Origin of the sequence: Brasilonema sp. UFV-L1, assembly GCF_012912105.1 — a bacterium.
Taxonomy (GTDB): Bacteria; Cyanobacteriota; Cyanobacteriia; order Cyanobacteriales; family Nostocaceae; genus Brasilonema.
In genome coordinates this window covers 21,475-37,943 of record NZ_QMEA01000061.1, presented here as the reverse complement: position 1 = coordinate 37,943, position 16,469 = coordinate 21,475, and the positions used below count along the sequence as shown (strand labels likewise).

The window sequence follows — 16,469 nt, the reverse complement described above, 5'->3', positions numbered from 1 at the left end:
GGGAGTGAGGGAGTGAGGGAGGGAGGGAGTGAGGGAAAGGATTTCTTCAAAGTTAAAAAATGCATTTTATTTATAAATGCAACAGCTTACCCATCAAAAAGTAACCACCAATTAATAACCAACAAATTTAAATGTTCACAAGCCTACTGGGTGTTCGTCTGATTTTGTGGATGGGTGAAACTGTTCCCCGTCCAGCACCTTATGAGATAATGACTGCTCTCTCTAGTGTGGAAGTCACTAATGATTCCGAAAATGGAGATGGTTTTCAGATTATTTTTACTCTTGGTAAGGATAAAACGAGAGATTACAACTTGTTGCAAAGTCGTTTTCTTAACCCCTTTTCGCGAGTCATAATTGGAGTGCTACTAGGCGTATCTCCCGAAGTGTTGATTGATGGTATCATTACCCATCACCAGCTTTCGCCTAGTGATGAACCGGGAATGTCAACTCTAACCGTTATGGGTAGAGATATTAGTATGATGATGGATCTGGAGGAAAGAAACGAAGAATTTAGAAATCAACCGGATTTCTTAATTGTGAATCGTATTCTTGCTAACTATGCACAGTATGGTTTAATTCCTCCTTTCCAAGTCACACCAACAACCGATGTGCCAATTGAACTGCAACGTGTACCGCGTCAGTGCGAAACGGATGGGCAATTTATTCAGCGTTTGGCGCAACGCAATGGTTTTGTTTTTTACACAGAGCCAGTGACTTTTGGTGTCAATACAGCTTACTGGGGACCAGAAAATCGTCTGGGTGTTCCTCAACCTGCATTAACAATGAATATGGGGGTTTATACGAATCTAATATCGTTGAATTTTGCCAATGATTCTCTTGCGCCTGTGGGTACGGAAGGTTCTTTTGTAGAACCGATTACCAAACAGAGAATCCCGATTCCTCCGCTACCTTCTTTACGTATTCCACCTTTGACGAGTTCCTCTACCTCAGCAAGGCGCAAAGTTCAACTGCGGCGATCGGCAAATCAAAATCCTGCCCAAGCGGCTCAATCTGCAGTATCAACTGTGACTAATTCTCCCGAAGCTGTACGTGGAGAGGGCGAGTTGGATACAGTCCGTTATGGAAATATCTTACGGGCACGCAAACTAGTGGGGGTAAGGGGTGCGGGCTTGTCTTATGATGGTTTTTACTATGTGCGAAGTGTGACTCACAGCATAAGAAAGGGAGAATATAAGCAACTATTTACACTCAGTAGAGAAGGGACTGGCGCACTCCTCCCAGTCGTACCAGTTAGCCTATCACCTTTGGGATTTGCTGGGATTGCGGCTGGTCTGCAAGTGAGGTTTTAGATGAACGGTAACTGTACTTTTTACGGCAAATATCGCGGTATTGTCACCGATATTCAAGACCCCTTGATGATGGGCAGAATTAAGGCGCGAATTCCAGATGTTATGGGTGACCAAGAAAGTGGTTGGGCTATGCCTTGTGTTCCTTTTGGTGGTAGTGGTGTAGGTTTCTTTGCTTTACCAACAACTGGGTCTGGGGTTTGGATGGAATTTGAACATGGTGATCCTGATTATCCAATTTGGTCTGGTTGTTGGTGGGGTTCAGCTACAGAAATGCCACCGATACTCTTAGCACCTCCTTATAAAAAATTCCTGATAAAAACCGAGGGTGGTCAGAGTATCTTACTTGACGATACTCCTGGTATTGGCGGGATGACTCTGGAAACTTCCAGCGGGCAAAAAATAGTCCTCAGTGCTACTGGAGTAGAGATTGATAACGGACAAGGAGCAAGCATCAAGCTGATGGGACCACAGGTATCAATTAATCAGGGAGCATTGGAGGTGATTTAATGCCAGGATACTTATTACATCAAGGGGCGACGGTGTTATGTACTCATGGTGGTCAAGCACAGCCAGCAGTACCGTATCCCCGCGTGAGAGTGAGTGGACAACCTATTGTTACCCAGCCTAATCCTTATTTAGTTGCAGGTTGTTCATTACCACCCGTAGCAGGCGGACCTTGCGTGACTGCACAATGGGTGAGTGCTGCTACGCGAGTCCGGGCTGGGGGTTTACCTGTTTTACTACAAGATAGTCAGGCAATTTGTGCTCCAACGGGTACACCTTTAAATATACTAGTCACGCAAATACGAGTGAAGGGGATGTAATGCAAGTTGACTATCCATTCCATTTTGATAGTCGCGGGCGGACTGCTAGTACCACCCAAGATGAACACATTCGTGATTTAATTGAACAAGTTTTGTTTACCTCCCCTGGAGAACGTCTGAATCGTCCAACTTTTGGTAGCGGTATCTTGCAACTTTTGTTTGCTCCCAACAGCGATGCTTTAGCCGCTGCTACCCAAGCGACGGTACAGGGAGCATTGCAACAGTGGCTGGGTGATTTGATTCTAGTTGAGGCGGTGGAGGTGCAAAGTCAAGACTCAACCCTCAAAGTTTTGGTACAGTACGTCGTCAGGCGCAGCCAGCAGCGACAAGTTGGTCAGTTTGTGCGTCAATTTTGAGGAGGGGAGTGAGAGAGAAGAATTCTTGACTAATAACTAATAGACATTTCCGAAAAAGAATGTAGAGACTGTACAGTATGGTCTTTACAAGGGTTTCAGGTAATACATTATTAATTTCTGGAGATGTCTGACTAATGACTAATAACTCATGACTAATGACTAATCACCTATGATGTACTTCTGTTGCAATCAGCAGCGTCGGGAGGTGGTGAAAGAATCCACCTTTAATGGGATTGACTATTTGGAAGTAATAGACGAAAATACTATAGATAGTCCCCGCCAGCAAACTTTGTTAGTGCGGTGTTTTAAAGCCTTGCCTACAAAGACTGTTAATAATGTAGTCTCGCCTGCACTGACTGTTAATATTGAAGGCGGGACGCGGATTTATCCTGTAAAAATATTATGGGTAGCTGTAGCTAATGCTGTCACCACGCCACCGGCTACTCCTCTAGAACAAGCTTTTTTCACTTCTCTACCTGAAGCTGGTAATGTCTTGGTGATCCGAACGGATTCGGCGGGAGATTTTTCGACTTATCGATTGATTTTGCGGGAATCTTCGACGAGTTCTGAACCTCCGGCGAATTTTGACTCCCAGCTAGCGGCGGTTGATTTTTCTTTCAAGGTTGAATGTCCAAGTGATTTTGATTGTCGAACTGAACGAGTTTGTCCGCCAGAAGTCCAACTTCAGCCAGAAATAGATTATTTAGCGAAGGATTTTGCCAGTTTTCGACAATTGATGCTGGATAGAATGGCGTTACTAATGCCACAGTGGCAAGAACGTAATTTAGCAGATATTGGTATCACACTAGTTGAATTATTGGCTTATGTGGGTGATCATCTTAGCTATCAACAGGATGCGATCGCAACTGAAGCCTATTTAGATTCTAGCCGCAGTCGGATTTCGGTGCGTCGTCATGCCCGGTTGGTAGATTATTTCATGCACAATGGTTGCAATGCCCGGGTTTGGGTACAGGTGCAGGTAGAAGCGGATATAAATTTGACTAAAAGTACGCAGTTGCTGACACAGGTAAGTGAGGCACAAAAGCAAATTGCTCCAGGTTCTGAGACTTATAAACGCGCCCTTTTCCAGCGTCCGGAAGTGTTTGAAACGATATATGAGGCGAAGTTATTTGCCAAACACAATACCTTAAATTTTTATACTTGGGGTGATGATGAGTGTTGTTTGCCTAAAGGTACGACGCGTGCAACTTTGCGAGAACATTATTCTAATCTCAAAGTTGGTGATATATTAATTTTTACCGAAGTTCTGGGACCACAGACTGGGGAGATGGAAGATGCTGACCCGACGCATCGTCATGCTGTGCGTTTAATTGATGTGAAGTTGAAAGAAGACCGATTAGGTGGACTATTTGAGGAAACTCGCAACAATGATCCCGTTCCGGTGACACCCGTTCCGGTGACACCCGTTCCGGTGACAGAGATTGTTTGGGATGCAGAAGATGCATTACCATTTGCGTTGTGTATTTCTGCTAAGACTGATCGTGAACATGGTGAAAAGTTGATCAAAAATGTAAGTGTTGCCCTTGGTAATATTGTCTTAGCAGACCACGGTCAAACGATTCCCGAACCAGAGTTATTGGGGGCTGTACCGCAACCAACAATTTACAAAGTACCAGCAGCAACTCAAGCCAGTCGCTGTCAAGAAATTCCCCCTGAACCGGTTCCTCCCCGCTTCAATCCGCGTTTGCAACTTGCACCTCTGACACAAGCCGTAAAGTATGATGACAAGCTATCGGCAACGCGGTTAATGCAGTGGTTAACTAAAGATGCAGTACCGCAAATTCACTTAACTAGTAACTTAAATAGTAGAATTGACGATTGGGAAGCAAAGCCAGATTTACTCAAGTCTCGTTCAGCAGATCGGCAATTTGTGGCGGAAGTCGAAGAGGATGGCAGAACATATATCCGCTTTGGCGATGATATTAGCGGTTTACGTCCGGCTTCGGGAACTGAGTTTAGGGCTATTTATCGGGTGGGTAATGGTGTCGCAGGGAATGTGGGTGCGAGAGCGATCGCTCATATCGTAACTAATAATAACCAGATTACAGGTGTTTGCAACCCATTACCTGCTTCTGGTGGTGTGGAACCAGAAAGTATTGAAGATGTTAGGCAAAAAGCACCCTTTGCTTTTCGCACCCAAGAAAGGGCGGTGACTCCTGAAGATTATGCTGAAGTCACCGCACGTCATCCCCAAGTCCAAAAGGCTGCGGCGACGTTTCGTTGGACTGGTAGTTGGTACACCGTGTTTGTGACGGTAGATAGACTTGGCGGTTTAGCTGTTGACGATAAATTTAAACGAGAAATTCGTCAATTCTTAGAAAAGTATCGCATGGCAGGCTATGACTTGGAAATTGATGCACCACGTTTTGTGTCTTTAGAAATCGATATGCAAGTTTGTGTCAACCCTGGTTATTTCCGCAGCGATGTCAAATCTGCTTTGTTACAAGTCTTTAGTAATCGGATACTTCCTAATGGTACGCGGGGAGTATTCCACCCAGATAATTTTACTTTCGGACAACCTGTTTATCTGAGTCCGTTGTATGCAGCAGCGTTGGCGGTTCCCGGCGTAGATTCGGTCATATTTAGCAAATTTCAGCGTCAGGGTACGCCCAGTCAGGAAGCATTGGACAAGGGTTTTTTAGTTTTGGGACGTTTGGAAATAGCCCGTCTCAATAATGACCGGAATTTTCCCGAACAAGGTGTTTTACGTTTCAGTTTGGAGGGGGGTAAATGAGTACAGAATTTTATCCCAGCCTGCAGAATTTAAACGACTGTGGTTGCTGTGAAGGATTAACAGTTGAAACTCCAGTGACGATTTTAAACCGTTCGGGTTTAGATGCGATCGCTTATCGTGTGGGTACTCATGCGGAATTTAAAAAAAGCTTGCTGGCGGAACTTTCCACTCATCCACAATTGCAGGGTTTGCAGACAAGGGAAGATGATGACTTTGCGATCGCCTTGCTTGATGCTTGGGCAACTGTTGCGGATGTATTAACATTTTATCAAGAACGCATTGCGAATGAGTCATATTTGCGTACTGCGAAAGAAAGGCTTTCCATTCTCAACCTTGCTCGATTAATTGGTTATGAATTGCGCCCTGGTGTCGCTGCTAGTACCTATTTAGCTTTTACCCTCGAAGATGTACCAACCGCACCCCGTCAAGCCATTATTGATATTGGTACAAAAGTTCAAAGTCTTCCTGGTCCCGGTGAACAACCACAGACTTTTGAAACTGTGGAAAAAATTGAAACTAGGGCAGAATGGAATGTTATCAAACCCAAATTAACAGAAAGACAACCGATTAAAGGTGATACTCGTTCTCTGCTGTTTGCAGGAGTTAGCACGGGACTCAAAGCCGGAGATAGTTTATTAATTGTTCCTGATGATGGTGGTCAACCAGTTTTTCGCCAAATTGCTTCAATCACACAGCAACCCCAACAAAATACGACATTAGTTCAGTTGCAAAAACTGGGAGATACAACTGGTGTATTGTCTCAACCCAATGTGATTTTGGACAAGAGAATATTAGTTGAATATAGCGCTATTACCAAATCATTTCTTAATCAAACAATTAGCAGTCCAGATTTTTATGCTTACGCGTTCATCAATGGTTTTTTCACTCAAAATATCTTTAATAATCTCATAGCTATTCAACCACCCCCACCGAGTGTGATAACTTTCCGTGTCAGAGCAGCAATTTTTGGTCATAATGCACCAAGATGGGATTCTTTGCCTAATGCTCAGCGTTATGGAGAATATGCTTCTCAGGATGGGGATACTTATGAATTTGTACCTGGCGCATATAACGGTCGTCAAGATTCCTGGGCAGAAACTACCTTAAATCTTTACCATAGTGATGTCAATAGTACGAATTTATATCTGGATAATGTCTATTCTAATATTGTCAAAGATAGTTATGTGGTTTTAGTTGCAGGCAATACCTGGAAATTGCATCAAGTTAAAGAGGTAACTGAAATTTCCAAATCTGATTTTACAATCTCAGCTAAAATCACAAAACTGAGTTTAAACAACAAAGATGATTTTGATAAATTTAAGATTCGCGAAACTACAGTTTTTGGTCAAAGCGAAGAATTAAAACTGGCACGTTTACCAATAACCAAAGCAGTTTTTGGGAATGAAATTGAACTTGAAGGTTGGGTAGAAAATTTATTTAATGGACAAAAAATTATTGTCTGCGGCGAGTACGAAAATAACCGGGGTAATCAAGGTTGTGAAGTCGCAATTATCGCTGAAGTAGATAACAAAATTTCTGCTGAAGGTGGTACACGCCTCAAACTCACAACCGCACTCCAAAATTCTTATGTGCGCGATACCGTCACAATTAATGCTAATATAGCCCTTGCTACCCACGGCGAAACTAAGACAGATGTTCTGGGTAGCGGAGATGCTAGTCAAGCCTATCAAAAGTTTACCCTACGGCAATCACCTCTGACTTATGTAAGTAGTGATAATGCAACTGGTGCAGAGTCAACTTTAAAACTACGTGTCAATGATATTTTATGGCATGAAGTCCCAACGCTATATGGTAAGGGCGACAAAGAACGCATTTTCATTACCCGCACTGACGATGATGGTAAAACTACCATCCAATTTGGCGATGGTAAAACCGGCGCACGTCTCCCCACTGGACAGGAGAATATCAAAGCCACCTATCGCCAAGGTATCGGGTTAGCCGGATTGGTGAAAGCGGGACAACTGAGTTTGTTGATGACTCGTCCGTTAGGTGTCAAAAGCGTTAACAACCCCATCGCTGCGACTGGCGCACAAGATCGGGAATCTCTTCGGGAAGCTCGTCGTAACGCCCCACTAACAGTTCTCACCCTTGATAGGATTGTTTCTTTACAAGATTACGAAGATTTTGCCCGTGCATTTGCGGGTATTGCCAAAGCCTTGGCGACTTGGACGTGGAATGGACAAGTACGGGGTGTATTTGTGACTGTCGCAGGTTACAACGCCCAACTGGTAAGCGTAGATAGTGTTACCTACAAAAATTTACTGACACAAATGCAGAAAGCAGGGGATCCTTTTGTCTCTTTGACAATTAAATCTTACCGCCCTGCGCCTTTTAGAATTGCAGCCAAAGTCAAAATCGACCCAGATTATTTAGAAGAAAAAGTTTTGTCTTCGGTACGAGAGTCGTTATTATCAAATTTTTCTTTTGAGGTACAAGAGTTAGGTCAAGGAGTAACAGCAAGTGAAGTGATTGCTTGTATCCAATCTGTACCGGGAGTGATTGCTGTAGACCTAGATAAATTGTATCGCGTTGATTCACCAGGTGTTTTAAATAATAACCGTCTGATTGCTGCTGCGCCCCAACCTGGTGCAGATGGTATGGTTCAAGCTGCTGAGTTGTTAACAATTGACGCTTTGTTGTTGGAGTTGGGGGTGATTAGAACTTTGACATGAATTTTGTCTCACGCAGAGGCGCAAAGGCGCAGAGGAGGAGAAATGAGTTTTGATACAGAAAAATTATATAATTTATTACCTGCGATTCACCGTATTCGTGATGATGAGCAAGGTAAACAATTGCAAGCTTTACTGTCTGTTATTGCTGAACAAGTTGCTGTGGTTGAAGAAGATTTACAGCAACTTTACGATGACCAATTTATCGAAACTTGTGCTGAGTGGGTCATTCCTTATATTGGTGATTTAGTTGGGACTCGTTCGATTCGGAATGTCAATCAGCTTAACCAAAAAATCCTGAATTCCCGTGCTTTTGTCGCTAATACCATCACCTATCGTCGCCGTAAAGGTACCGCCTCTGTGTTGGAACAGTTGGCGCGGGATGTAACGGGGTGGGATGCGCGGGTGGTTGAATTTTTTGAGTTATTAGCAACTACCCAATACATGAAACACCTACGTCCACAAAACCGCGCTTGGGTAGATATGCGGCGATGGGAACCGTTAGAAAATATTAACACTGCCTTTGATAGCTTGGCACATACTGCGGAAATGCGTCGTATTTCCCCTGGAAGAGGACGTTATAACATTCCCAATCTTGGGATTTTTCTCTGGCGATTAACTGCATACTCTTTGACTAATTCTCCTGCGTTAAAATTAGATGCCAACCGCTTCTTATTTCATCCTTTGGGTATCAATACACAATTATTTAATCAGCCAGAAACTGAAGAAGAAATAACCAGCATTGCTACGAGAATTAATGTTGCTATGCCGTTGAGTCGTCGTGTTTTAAGTCAATATTTAACTGACTACTACGGCAAAGGAAAAAGTTTACTTTTAAAACTTGGTGATACCCTAATTGAGGTAAATCAAATTATTGTTTGCAATCTATCAGATAAAAGTGGTGGTGAATGGGCACACAAACCCACGGATAAAATTGCCATTGACCCAGTTTTAGGCAGAATTGCTTTTCCTGATAGTCAAAATCCAGAAAATGTTCGTGTCACCTATCACTATGGTTTTAGTACTGATATCGGAGGTGGAGAATATGACCGCGATACATCTTTAAATTACGAATTACAACCAGTCGTCCAAGTTCCATCACAATATAATACCATTCAAGCAGCACTAGATAATTTGAGAAATGGGGGTGTCGTCGAGATTGAAAACAGCGATCGCTATTCTGAAACCCTCTCTATTACTATTAATCCAGGTCAAAAACTCGAACTACGTGCTAAAGATGAATTTCACCCGACGCTAATTTTAGGTGGTGATTTACAAATTATTGGTGGCGAGAATAGCGAAGTCACTATTAACGGTATATTAATTAGCGGTAAAAGTTTACAGGTTCCTGCAACGAAAGCTGATGGTAGCCACAACTTGTTACGCTTGCTGCGTCTGCGTCATTGCACCCTTGTACCTGGAGTGAGATTAAAAACCGATGGAACACCTGAGTTTCCAGATACACCAAGTTTAATAGTAGAAACAAGGGAGACGGCTGTGGAAATTGATCATTCTATCCTGGGTGGAATCAGGGTGAACGATGATGCCCAAGTGCAAATTCGTAATAGTATTATTGATGCGATCGCTGAAGACAAAACCGCCTATGAGGGGATTACACCTGGAAAATCAGGCGCACCATTACATATTGAAAACAGTACGGTTATCGGCAGCGTTTATACAGGTTTAATGGAATTAGCATCAAACACTATTTTTCTCGGATTGGTACGCGCCGAACGCCGACAGCAAGGTTGTGTACGCTTTTCCTATGTATCGTTAGCATCGCAAGTTCCACGCCGTTATTATTGTCAGCCAAAAACGATAGTCGATGCTGCGCGGGTGTATCCCCAGTTTACATCAAGACGTTACAGCGAACCGGGTTATTGTCAGTTAAGCAATCGTTGTGCGGTGGAGATTCGTCAGGGTGCGGATGACGAATCTGAAATGGGGGTATTTCATGATTTGTATCAGCCTCAACGGGAAAGTCATTTGAGAGTACATCTTGATGAGTATCTGCGTTTCGGTTTAGAAGCAGGAATTTTTTATGTGACTTAAATATATAATCTTTGCGCCTTTGCGTCTACTCTGCGAGAACGGTTCCGCCGAATGCGTGAGATAAAAAACAAACCGCACTCGTACACAAAGAACGCCAAAGAAGAAAGAAAAAAGAAAAGAGGAGGTTAGGATGCAAGGAGATTTTAGTCGTTATACTTTTGACCCAAAAAAACACTACAGCGCCGTTTTGATGCAACAAGGACGGGTGCAAGTTGATGCAGATTGGAATGAACAACAATTCATTCATCAGTATCGGATTGAAACTGAAACTCAAGATGTTATTGGTAAATGTGGTACGCCTAAGCATGATGCTGGTTTTGAAATTACAATTACAGACAATCAATTAAGTATTAGTAAAGGTCGGTTTTATGTACATGGTATTTTGTGTGAAAACCACGAAAAACTACTATACACAAAACAACCCAACTTACCAAATTCTGCTGATGATATCATTAAGTTACTGAGTGATGCTAAGACAGATATAGGTATTGTCTATTTGGATGTTTGGCAACGCCATATTACAGCCCTGAATGACCAACGAATTCGAGAAGTGGCTTTGGGTGGTGCAGATACAGCAACTCGTGCTAAAACTGTGTGGCAGGTAAAATTTTTACCAGTTAAACATCCAATCTCAGAACAATTAAGTTGTCAAACTCAACTAACAGAATGGGATAAATTAATTGCGAGCAGTACAGGAAAATTAAATGCCCAAACCAAACCCATTGAAGACCCAAAAAACCCTTGTTTGATTCCCCCTACTGCTGGTTATCAACGGTTAGAAAATCAACTCTACCGCGTGGAAATTCATTATGGCAGCGACCACCCAAATGGTGTAACCTTTAAATGGTCGCGGGAAAATGGTTCAGTTGTTACTGCTATTGAGAAAATCAACGGTCAAAATCTGATAGTGGCGAATGTGGGTAAGGATGAAGTGTTAGGTTTTGCTCCTGGTCAATGGGTGGAAGTCATCAATGATGAATTAGAATTGAATGGGAAACCAGGGCAGTTATTACAAATTATCAAACTTGATGCAGCAACGCGGGTTATTGAATTGAGTGTTATCCCTAGCCTTTTTGATTCCAGTCAACCTAATAGTGGTGTGAATTTGCAGCTACATCCTAAATTACGCCGTTGGGAACAGCAGGGAATTACCGCCACAGTTGATGGTGTAAAGATCACCAACAACTGGATGCAGTTGGAAGGAGGAATTGAAGTTAAATTTGATTCTGGAACTTATAAAACAGGCGATTACTGGCTCATACCCGCACGCACAGCCACCGGACAAATTGAGTGGTTTATCGATAATTCGACATTATCTTTATCTCCGATACCACAGCTACCTTTGGGAATTAAGCACCATTACTGTCGTTTAGCTCTTGTTCAACTTGAACTTGAAACTGAAACATTAAAAGTTATTACTGACTGTCGTCCCATTTTCCCACCATTGACAGAATTACCAAAAACGGGTGGATGCTGCACAGTAACAGTTGCTGATGGAGTGCAAAGTCAAGGAGACTTTACAAGAATTGAAGATGCGATCGCTTATGTGTTGGGAGAAAGAAAAGAGAATACCTGGGTAAAAATCTGTATCCTACCAGGAGTTTACAAAATTGCGGAACCAATCGTCATTAACAGTGGTAGTCATTTAATTATTAGTGGGTGCGATCGTCAAGCTTACATCCAAGGACAGAATAATCAACCAGTATTTCAGTTAAACTCCTGCAACAACATCATCTTTGAATCCTTGTGGATAGAAGTAGACTCCCAGTTGGGTTCCATTTGGGCAACCGAAAGTGATAACATCACTGTAACTGGTTGCCAATTTGTTAACCAAAACCAATCCGCATTTTGCAATCTCTGCATCCAAGCAGAAAATTTACAACTTCTCAAGAATCGGCTTCTTGGTGGAGGTCTTTGGATTTGCGACGGTTCTGCAAACATCCTTATTCACGACAATGATATTTCCCAAGGTGCTGGTGCAGGAATTATTTTAGGAAAATTACCTCAACAAGTCAATCCTTCAAAGCGCAGCACAGGTATTCTTGGCATCGAAATTATTGGCAATCGCATCTCCAAGATGTCTAACAGTGGTATTAGTACTGTTGATAATCTCGAAGGCACAGAAAAAATCAATTTTGGTGATATTACAAATATCACAATTGCCCACAACCACATTGTTGAATGTGCTGCAAAAGGAGTCAATCCTTTGTTTGATTCCCTAACGGTGGGTGGAATTATTCTCCGAGAAGTTTCGCAAGTCCGTATCCAAAACAATTATATTGCTGACAATGGTGTACAGAGAAATGACAATGGTGTCAAGGAAAATGTCAGAGCATGTGGTATTTTTGTTTTCCAGTGCTTTGAATTAGAAGTAACTAATAACACTATAGTTAACAATGGTTCGTCGGCGCAACAAGAAGACAACACAACCTTACAAGCAGGGATTGTTGGCTGGGTAGTATTAGCTGGTAAATCCCAAACACCAAATGTAGAAAGACTTGCTCGCGTACAAGCTGCTGCTCCAGCTGCATTCATTCATAACAATATCGTTGTGACTCCCGCAGGTCAAGCCCTAATATTATTTGGTGCGGGTTCAATGTCGGTGATCGGAAATACTTTAACCTCTCAAGGACTTGTCCAACAACCAGAGAGCTTGAATCTCAATCTGGTTAATATATTCGGCAGATGCGTCTTTATTTTTAATCTTGGTCAAGATCCATTCCTAGTTAACACCGCTCTTAGTTATCAGTTGAATAATAATTTTGCAGTTTCCAATACTACTTTTGGTAGAATTGCGATCGCACAACCCCGCAGAGTTACCGATGGACGGGTAATGTTTCACGACAATCAAGTGACATTGCAGGAATTACAAACCGTTTCTCAACCCATCTGGACAACTGTATTTATCTATTCTCTAGATGACATATCCCTGCAAAACAATCAAATTCTCATCGAAATTCTTGGTAATGTACAAATCAATCAAAACAGAGTACCTCCCTTATTAATAAATGTATTAACACTGGCTCCCACAATTCGCGCTTCTGGCAATCGCTTTAACGAATTACCTCAACAAGCCTTATGGTCATACCTATCTATTGGATTAATTAACCTAGCTACAAACAATCAGGCAACTCATTGTCTGACAATCCAGGGAACAATTCAGCCAACCTCAGAGTTGAACCAAATAATCATCAATACATTTTGTCCCAGAATCAACACAATAACAACATCTGGAGGGTGATAAATATATGAACGCCAACGATATTCCTTTAGATAATATTAAGAATCTCTTCAATGAATTGCAAAAGCAAACCAACGATGCAATTGTTGGTAGTTTTACTCAACTTGCCAGCTTACAGCAACAACGTGCTGCACGTCTAGCTAGTGCAGAAGACCGACTAAAAGCAAGTTTAGGAGAAAATCATCCCCAAGTTATCGCCTTGCGGGAAGCTGCTACCTTCGCCAATCAACTCCAGCAAAATTTGCAAACAACCCTCACCCGCGCCCAACGTCGCCCCCAAGTTAAACCTGGTGAGTGGGTAGTATTTGGCACAGTCTTCAATTCCCAAGGAAACCCAGTGTCGGGAGTGCAGGTACGTATATTTGACCGTGATTGTGTTTATGATGACCTTCTTGGCGATACAGAAACAGACGAGTATGGGGACTTTGCCGTGATTTATCACGAACGCGATTTTGCTGATATTATCGAAAAACAACCAGATTTATACATCCGGGTTAATGATATGCAGGGTAACGAATTGTATTCATCGCAAGATAGCATTCGTTATAATGTCGGTCAAGCTGAGTTTTTCGAGATTATATTGCTTTAGCTAGCTCAGGCATTCAAGGTACCTCCCCTGACTATAAACTGCGGTAGTGGGAAACAGTTAGAGTACCACGAACGAATTTCACCGAAGGAGCAGTCCGCCAGAAGCCTACACCTACTCGAACACAGGTGTAGGAGTGTCACTACTAGATTTTTTATCTAGTATAAAATGCAAAGGTTACCGCTCATAGAAACCTAGACAAAGCTACCCAAACTTCTAAGAAACACATTTTCAAACCCATATATAGCAAGGCTTTTCGAGATTTAAGGAAAATGTGTTTCTTTCATATTTCACTTGCGGTACGCCGCCAGTGGGAGGCTCACATCTTGCACCTGGAAAAATTGATGTCAAAACCACAACTACGTGCAAGGGGAATCAATCGCTCAATGTCAAGTAAAAGAAGAGACACGACTATTTGAGGGAAAATAGATTCCTTGGCAGTTTGTGTAGCCTCACCCCAATCAGGTGGTAATGGGAAGTGAATTTCAAGCTGGAGTCCAATGAGCTATGAGGTAAGCAGTAAGAGAAAGAATAAACCAACGATATATCCCAAGTAGAGTACCCTGACAAAAACGATGTAAACCAATTTGAATACATATATTTATTTGAGAGTCAATCTTAATTGTGCCACTTTAAGGTGCGTTTGCCCTGATGCACGCTGGAAGTTTGAGCAGGTGCAAGGGTAGGTAACAACGCAAGCAACACAGCAAGCAGACAAGCAGCTGCAAAACAAATCAGGAAAGTCAAAAATTTCACTTTCTTCATGAGTATTAGACCTATCCGCAGATCAAGAAACACATACAGAGTATGCCCTTAAGGTTAATTTCTGGATAAGTCTAATACGATTGACCTCTGCGTTAACCTAAGCATACGTGTTGTGGCTACCGCGCTGACCAGTAACATTGCATCAATCTGGGTCTAACTATGTAACGGAAAGTTAAGCAAAGTGAATAGAGTTAAATTTAACACGTTGTGTACTGAAGTTCCCTTTTTCTCCCCTAGCTTTAACCCCATCAATTACGGCATAAGCGAGGTCTAACTCATCATCAAACATTTGCCCACATAGTTCATCTTTTTTAAGGTGCTGCCACTCCAACTCAATTGGGTTCATTTGTGAACAGTATTCGGGCAAAAAAAAGATGTACAAACCCTGACTTTCCCACTTTAACCATAGTTTTTGCGCTTCTTTACATCGGTGTATCGGCCCGTTATCCTGCACAATTACTCTGGTACGTCCCGCTTCTTCTGCCTCTTGAGCTTCTTTCTCCATCATTTTTATATAAGACTTGGTACTTATTCATTCCCATCCTTTAAGCGACAACGCTCCTGGGTTTTACACTCCAGTTGTTGCTGACGTAATCTTACAATAGTTTGTAAATCTGCTCGTCCTGTAAGCGAAAGTCGTAAGTCTGCCCAAATGCCATATAGAAAGTTAGCGATCGCGCCTACAATTGGCAATTTGGTCGCAGCATAAACCCAGCCCATTCCTAAAGTTTCGTAAACGCGGCGAAATACTTCAACGTTTTTAACTAGGGTTCCATCTGGCAACACAGCATGAATGCGCCCCATTGCAGTTTCGTAGTCAACTCCACCATAAGCTTCGGCGTTATAGTCATCAGCTGCAATATCCACAAACGCCACTAATCCCCGACCCGCATCACGTTTAGTCAAAAAGTTAACTTCACGCACGCACAAGGGACATTCGCCGTCATACAGCAGTTTGATTTTCCACGGCGGAGTGGATAAAGGCTGGTTGAGTGGGTTATCAGAACTGTAGGATTGGGTTGGTAGTGAGGACATTCGTAGTTAAATTAAGTTTGTTTTCGCGGCAGTTACGGTGTAACGAAGAGTGGACTTGGGAAACCCTTAAAATGATATGAATCCACATGCTGTGAACAGTCAGCATGGTCACACATTAAAATTCTACTCAATTCTGGCTGATTGATGACTTCTGAATTCTTTTGATGGAATAGAACTCTATCTGAAGGTGCGCTCAGACAGAAATTTCAAAAAACCTTGAAACAAAAAGCTTTACAAGGAAAAAAGCTATAATGAGGACTTAATCGCATCAAAGAAAAAATTGGAGAAATCTGCTCGTGCCAAAAGAAACAATCATCAAAATCTCAAAATCAATTATTAAAGACCAAACACAGCAAAATGAAGATGAATCTCAACAGCTAGAGATTAGTATTCAAACTCCAACAATCGAACAATCACAAGAACTCTACTTAGAACCAATAGACATTGTAGAACCAGTGAATCAAAGCTTTGGAAACATTGGTTATAGTGGTTGGAAAGAATCAGATATTCTGCGGGAAATTAGACTGGATAGTTTTAGTAGGTTTGGTGCAGATTAAAGGAATATGAATATCAATTTATTAATGATTATAGAAATCCAATGCGAGCAAAAAGGCGGCATAATTGAGTGATCAGCATCCCAAAACCTTGCTACCTTTGGACTAATCCCGCTCTAAGAACCGAGCCTTATTCCTTACTATTTATGGGTTTCACAAATAAATTCTTCTTATATTATAACACTAACTAGACTTATGACAAATGGATAGGAAGGCAGAGGGCTGATTTTTGTTAACGAGTGAAAATCCCTGTTCGAGAGCGGATAGTGCATTATACAGCGCCTCAAACCTTGCATCAATC

General features: G+C 42.1%; 12 protein-coding genes. 10 read left to right on the top strand and 2 right to left on the bottom strand.

The genetic code is table 11. The annotated features are described in order from the left end of the window. Positions 1-131: 131 nt before the first annotated feature. The 9 genes from DP117_RS18155 to DP117_RS18115 all read left to right on the top strand — a co-directional run bounded on the left by DP117_RS18155 (position 132) and on the right by DP117_RS18115 (position 13,817). Positions 132-1,310: a hypothetical protein gene (locus DP117_RS18155; protein WP_169219682.1), complete on the top strand. Its 1,179-nt coding sequence runs from the start codon at positions 132-134 to the stop codon at positions 1,308-1,310. After that, on the top strand, positions 1,311-1,817 hold the full coding sequence (locus DP117_RS18150; protein WP_169219681.1) for a phage baseplate assembly protein V: 507 nt from the start codon (positions 1,311-1,313) through the stop codon (positions 1,815-1,817). Next, positions 1,817-2,134 carry a hypothetical protein gene (locus tag DP117_RS18145; RefSeq protein WP_169219680.1) on the top strand — a complete coding sequence of 106 codons (318 nt, stop codon included), beginning with the start codon at positions 1,817-1,819 and terminating at the stop codon, positions 2,132-2,134. The genes DP117_RS18150 and DP117_RS18145 overlap by 1 nt, the downstream gene beginning before the upstream one ends. Next, positions 2,134-2,490, top strand: coding sequence for a GPW/gp25 family protein (locus tag DP117_RS18140; protein ID WP_169219679.1), 357 nt, complete (start codon positions 2,134-2,136; stop codon positions 2,488-2,490). The genes DP117_RS18145 and DP117_RS18140 overlap by 1 nt, the downstream gene beginning before the upstream one ends. A 169-nt stretch (positions 2,491-2,659) precedes the next feature. Beyond that, complete coding sequence (locus tag DP117_RS18135; protein ID WP_169219678.1) at positions 2,660-5,245, top strand: putative baseplate assembly protein; 2,586 nt, start codon at positions 2,660-2,662, stop codon at positions 5,243-5,245. After that, the gene (locus DP117_RS18130; protein WP_169219677.1) at positions 5,242-7,938 is read left to right on the top strand and encodes a putative baseplate assembly protein; all 2,697 of its coding nucleotides are present in this window, start codon (positions 5,242-5,244) and stop codon (positions 7,936-7,938) included. The genes DP117_RS18135 and DP117_RS18130 overlap by 4 nt, the downstream gene beginning before the upstream one ends. Before the next feature lie 42 nt (positions 7,939-7,980). Next, the gene (locus tag DP117_RS18125; RefSeq protein WP_169219676.1) at positions 7,981-9,987 is read left to right on the top strand and encodes a hypothetical protein; all 2,007 of its coding nucleotides are present in this window, start codon (positions 7,981-7,983) and stop codon (positions 9,985-9,987) included. A gap of 130 nt (positions 9,988-10,117) precedes the next feature. After that, the gene (locus DP117_RS18120; protein ID WP_169219675.1) at positions 10,118-13,228 is read left to right on the top strand and encodes a DUF6519 domain-containing protein; all 3,111 of its coding nucleotides are present in this window, start codon (positions 10,118-10,120) and stop codon (positions 13,226-13,228) included. 7 nt (positions 13,229-13,235) lie between these two features. Further along, on the top strand, positions 13,236-13,817 hold the full coding sequence (locus DP117_RS18115; RefSeq protein WP_169219674.1) for a hypothetical protein: 582 nt from the start codon (positions 13,236-13,238) through the stop codon (positions 13,815-13,817). Between the two features lie 934 nt (positions 13,818-14,751). Here DP117_RS18115 and DP117_RS18105 read toward each other — a convergent pair. Both DP117_RS18105 and DP117_RS18100 read right to left on the bottom strand, forming a co-directional pair. Next, positions 14,752-15,111, bottom strand: a complete 360-nt coding sequence (locus DP117_RS18105; protein ID WP_339381311.1) for a transposase — start codon at positions 15,109-15,111, stop codon at positions 14,752-14,754. Beyond that, positions 15,108-15,614 carry a DUF393 domain-containing protein gene (locus DP117_RS18100; protein WP_169219673.1) on the bottom strand — a complete coding sequence of 169 codons (507 nt, stop codon included), beginning with the start codon at positions 15,612-15,614 and terminating at the stop codon, positions 15,108-15,110. The genes DP117_RS18105 and DP117_RS18100 overlap by 4 nt, the downstream gene beginning before the upstream one ends. 296 nt (positions 15,615-15,910) lie before the next feature. Between DP117_RS18100 and DP117_RS18095 the strand changes: the two genes are divergently transcribed. After that, positions 15,911-16,171 carry a hypothetical protein gene (locus tag DP117_RS18095; protein ID WP_169219672.1) on the top strand — a complete coding sequence of 87 codons (261 nt, stop codon included), beginning with the start codon at positions 15,911-15,913 and terminating at the stop codon, positions 16,169-16,171. The last annotated feature ends 298 nt before the right edge of the window (positions 16,172-16,469 follow it).

Excerpts from the sequence above, each read along its gene's own strand:
- DP117_RS18115 (WP_169219674.1), top strand. The coding sequence starts at position 13,236 with ATGAACGCCAACGATATTCCTTTAGATAATATTAAGAATCTCTTCAAT.
- DP117_RS18100 (WP_169219673.1), bottom strand. The coding sequence starts at position 15,614 with ATGTCCTCACTACCAACCCAATCCTACAGTTCTGATAACCCACTCAAC.
- DP117_RS18155 (WP_169219682.1), top strand. The coding sequence starts at position 132 with ATGTTCACAAGCCTACTGGGTGTTCGTCTGATTTTGTGGATGGGTGAA.
- DP117_RS18130 (WP_169219677.1), top strand. The coding sequence starts at position 5,242 with ATGAGTACAGAATTTTATCCCAGCCTGCAGAATTTAAACGACTGTGGT.
- DP117_RS18120 (WP_169219675.1), top strand. The coding sequence starts at position 10,118 with ATGCAAGGAGATTTTAGTCGTTATACTTTTGACCCAAAAAAACACTAC.
- DP117_RS18150 (WP_169219681.1), top strand. The coding sequence starts at position 1,311 with ATGAACGGTAACTGTACTTTTTACGGCAAATATCGCGGTATTGTCACC.
- DP117_RS18135 (WP_169219678.1), top strand. The coding sequence starts at position 2,660 with ATGATGTACTTCTGTTGCAATCAGCAGCGTCGGGAGGTGGTGAAAGAA.
- DP117_RS18145 (WP_169219680.1), top strand. The coding sequence starts at position 1,817 with ATGCCAGGATACTTATTACATCAAGGGGCGACGGTGTTATGTACTCAT.
- DP117_RS18125 (WP_169219676.1), top strand. The coding sequence starts at position 7,981 with ATGAGTTTTGATACAGAAAAATTATATAATTTATTACCTGCGATTCAC.
- DP117_RS18140 (WP_169219679.1), top strand. The coding sequence starts at position 2,134 with ATGCAAGTTGACTATCCATTCCATTTTGATAGTCGCGGGCGGACTGCT.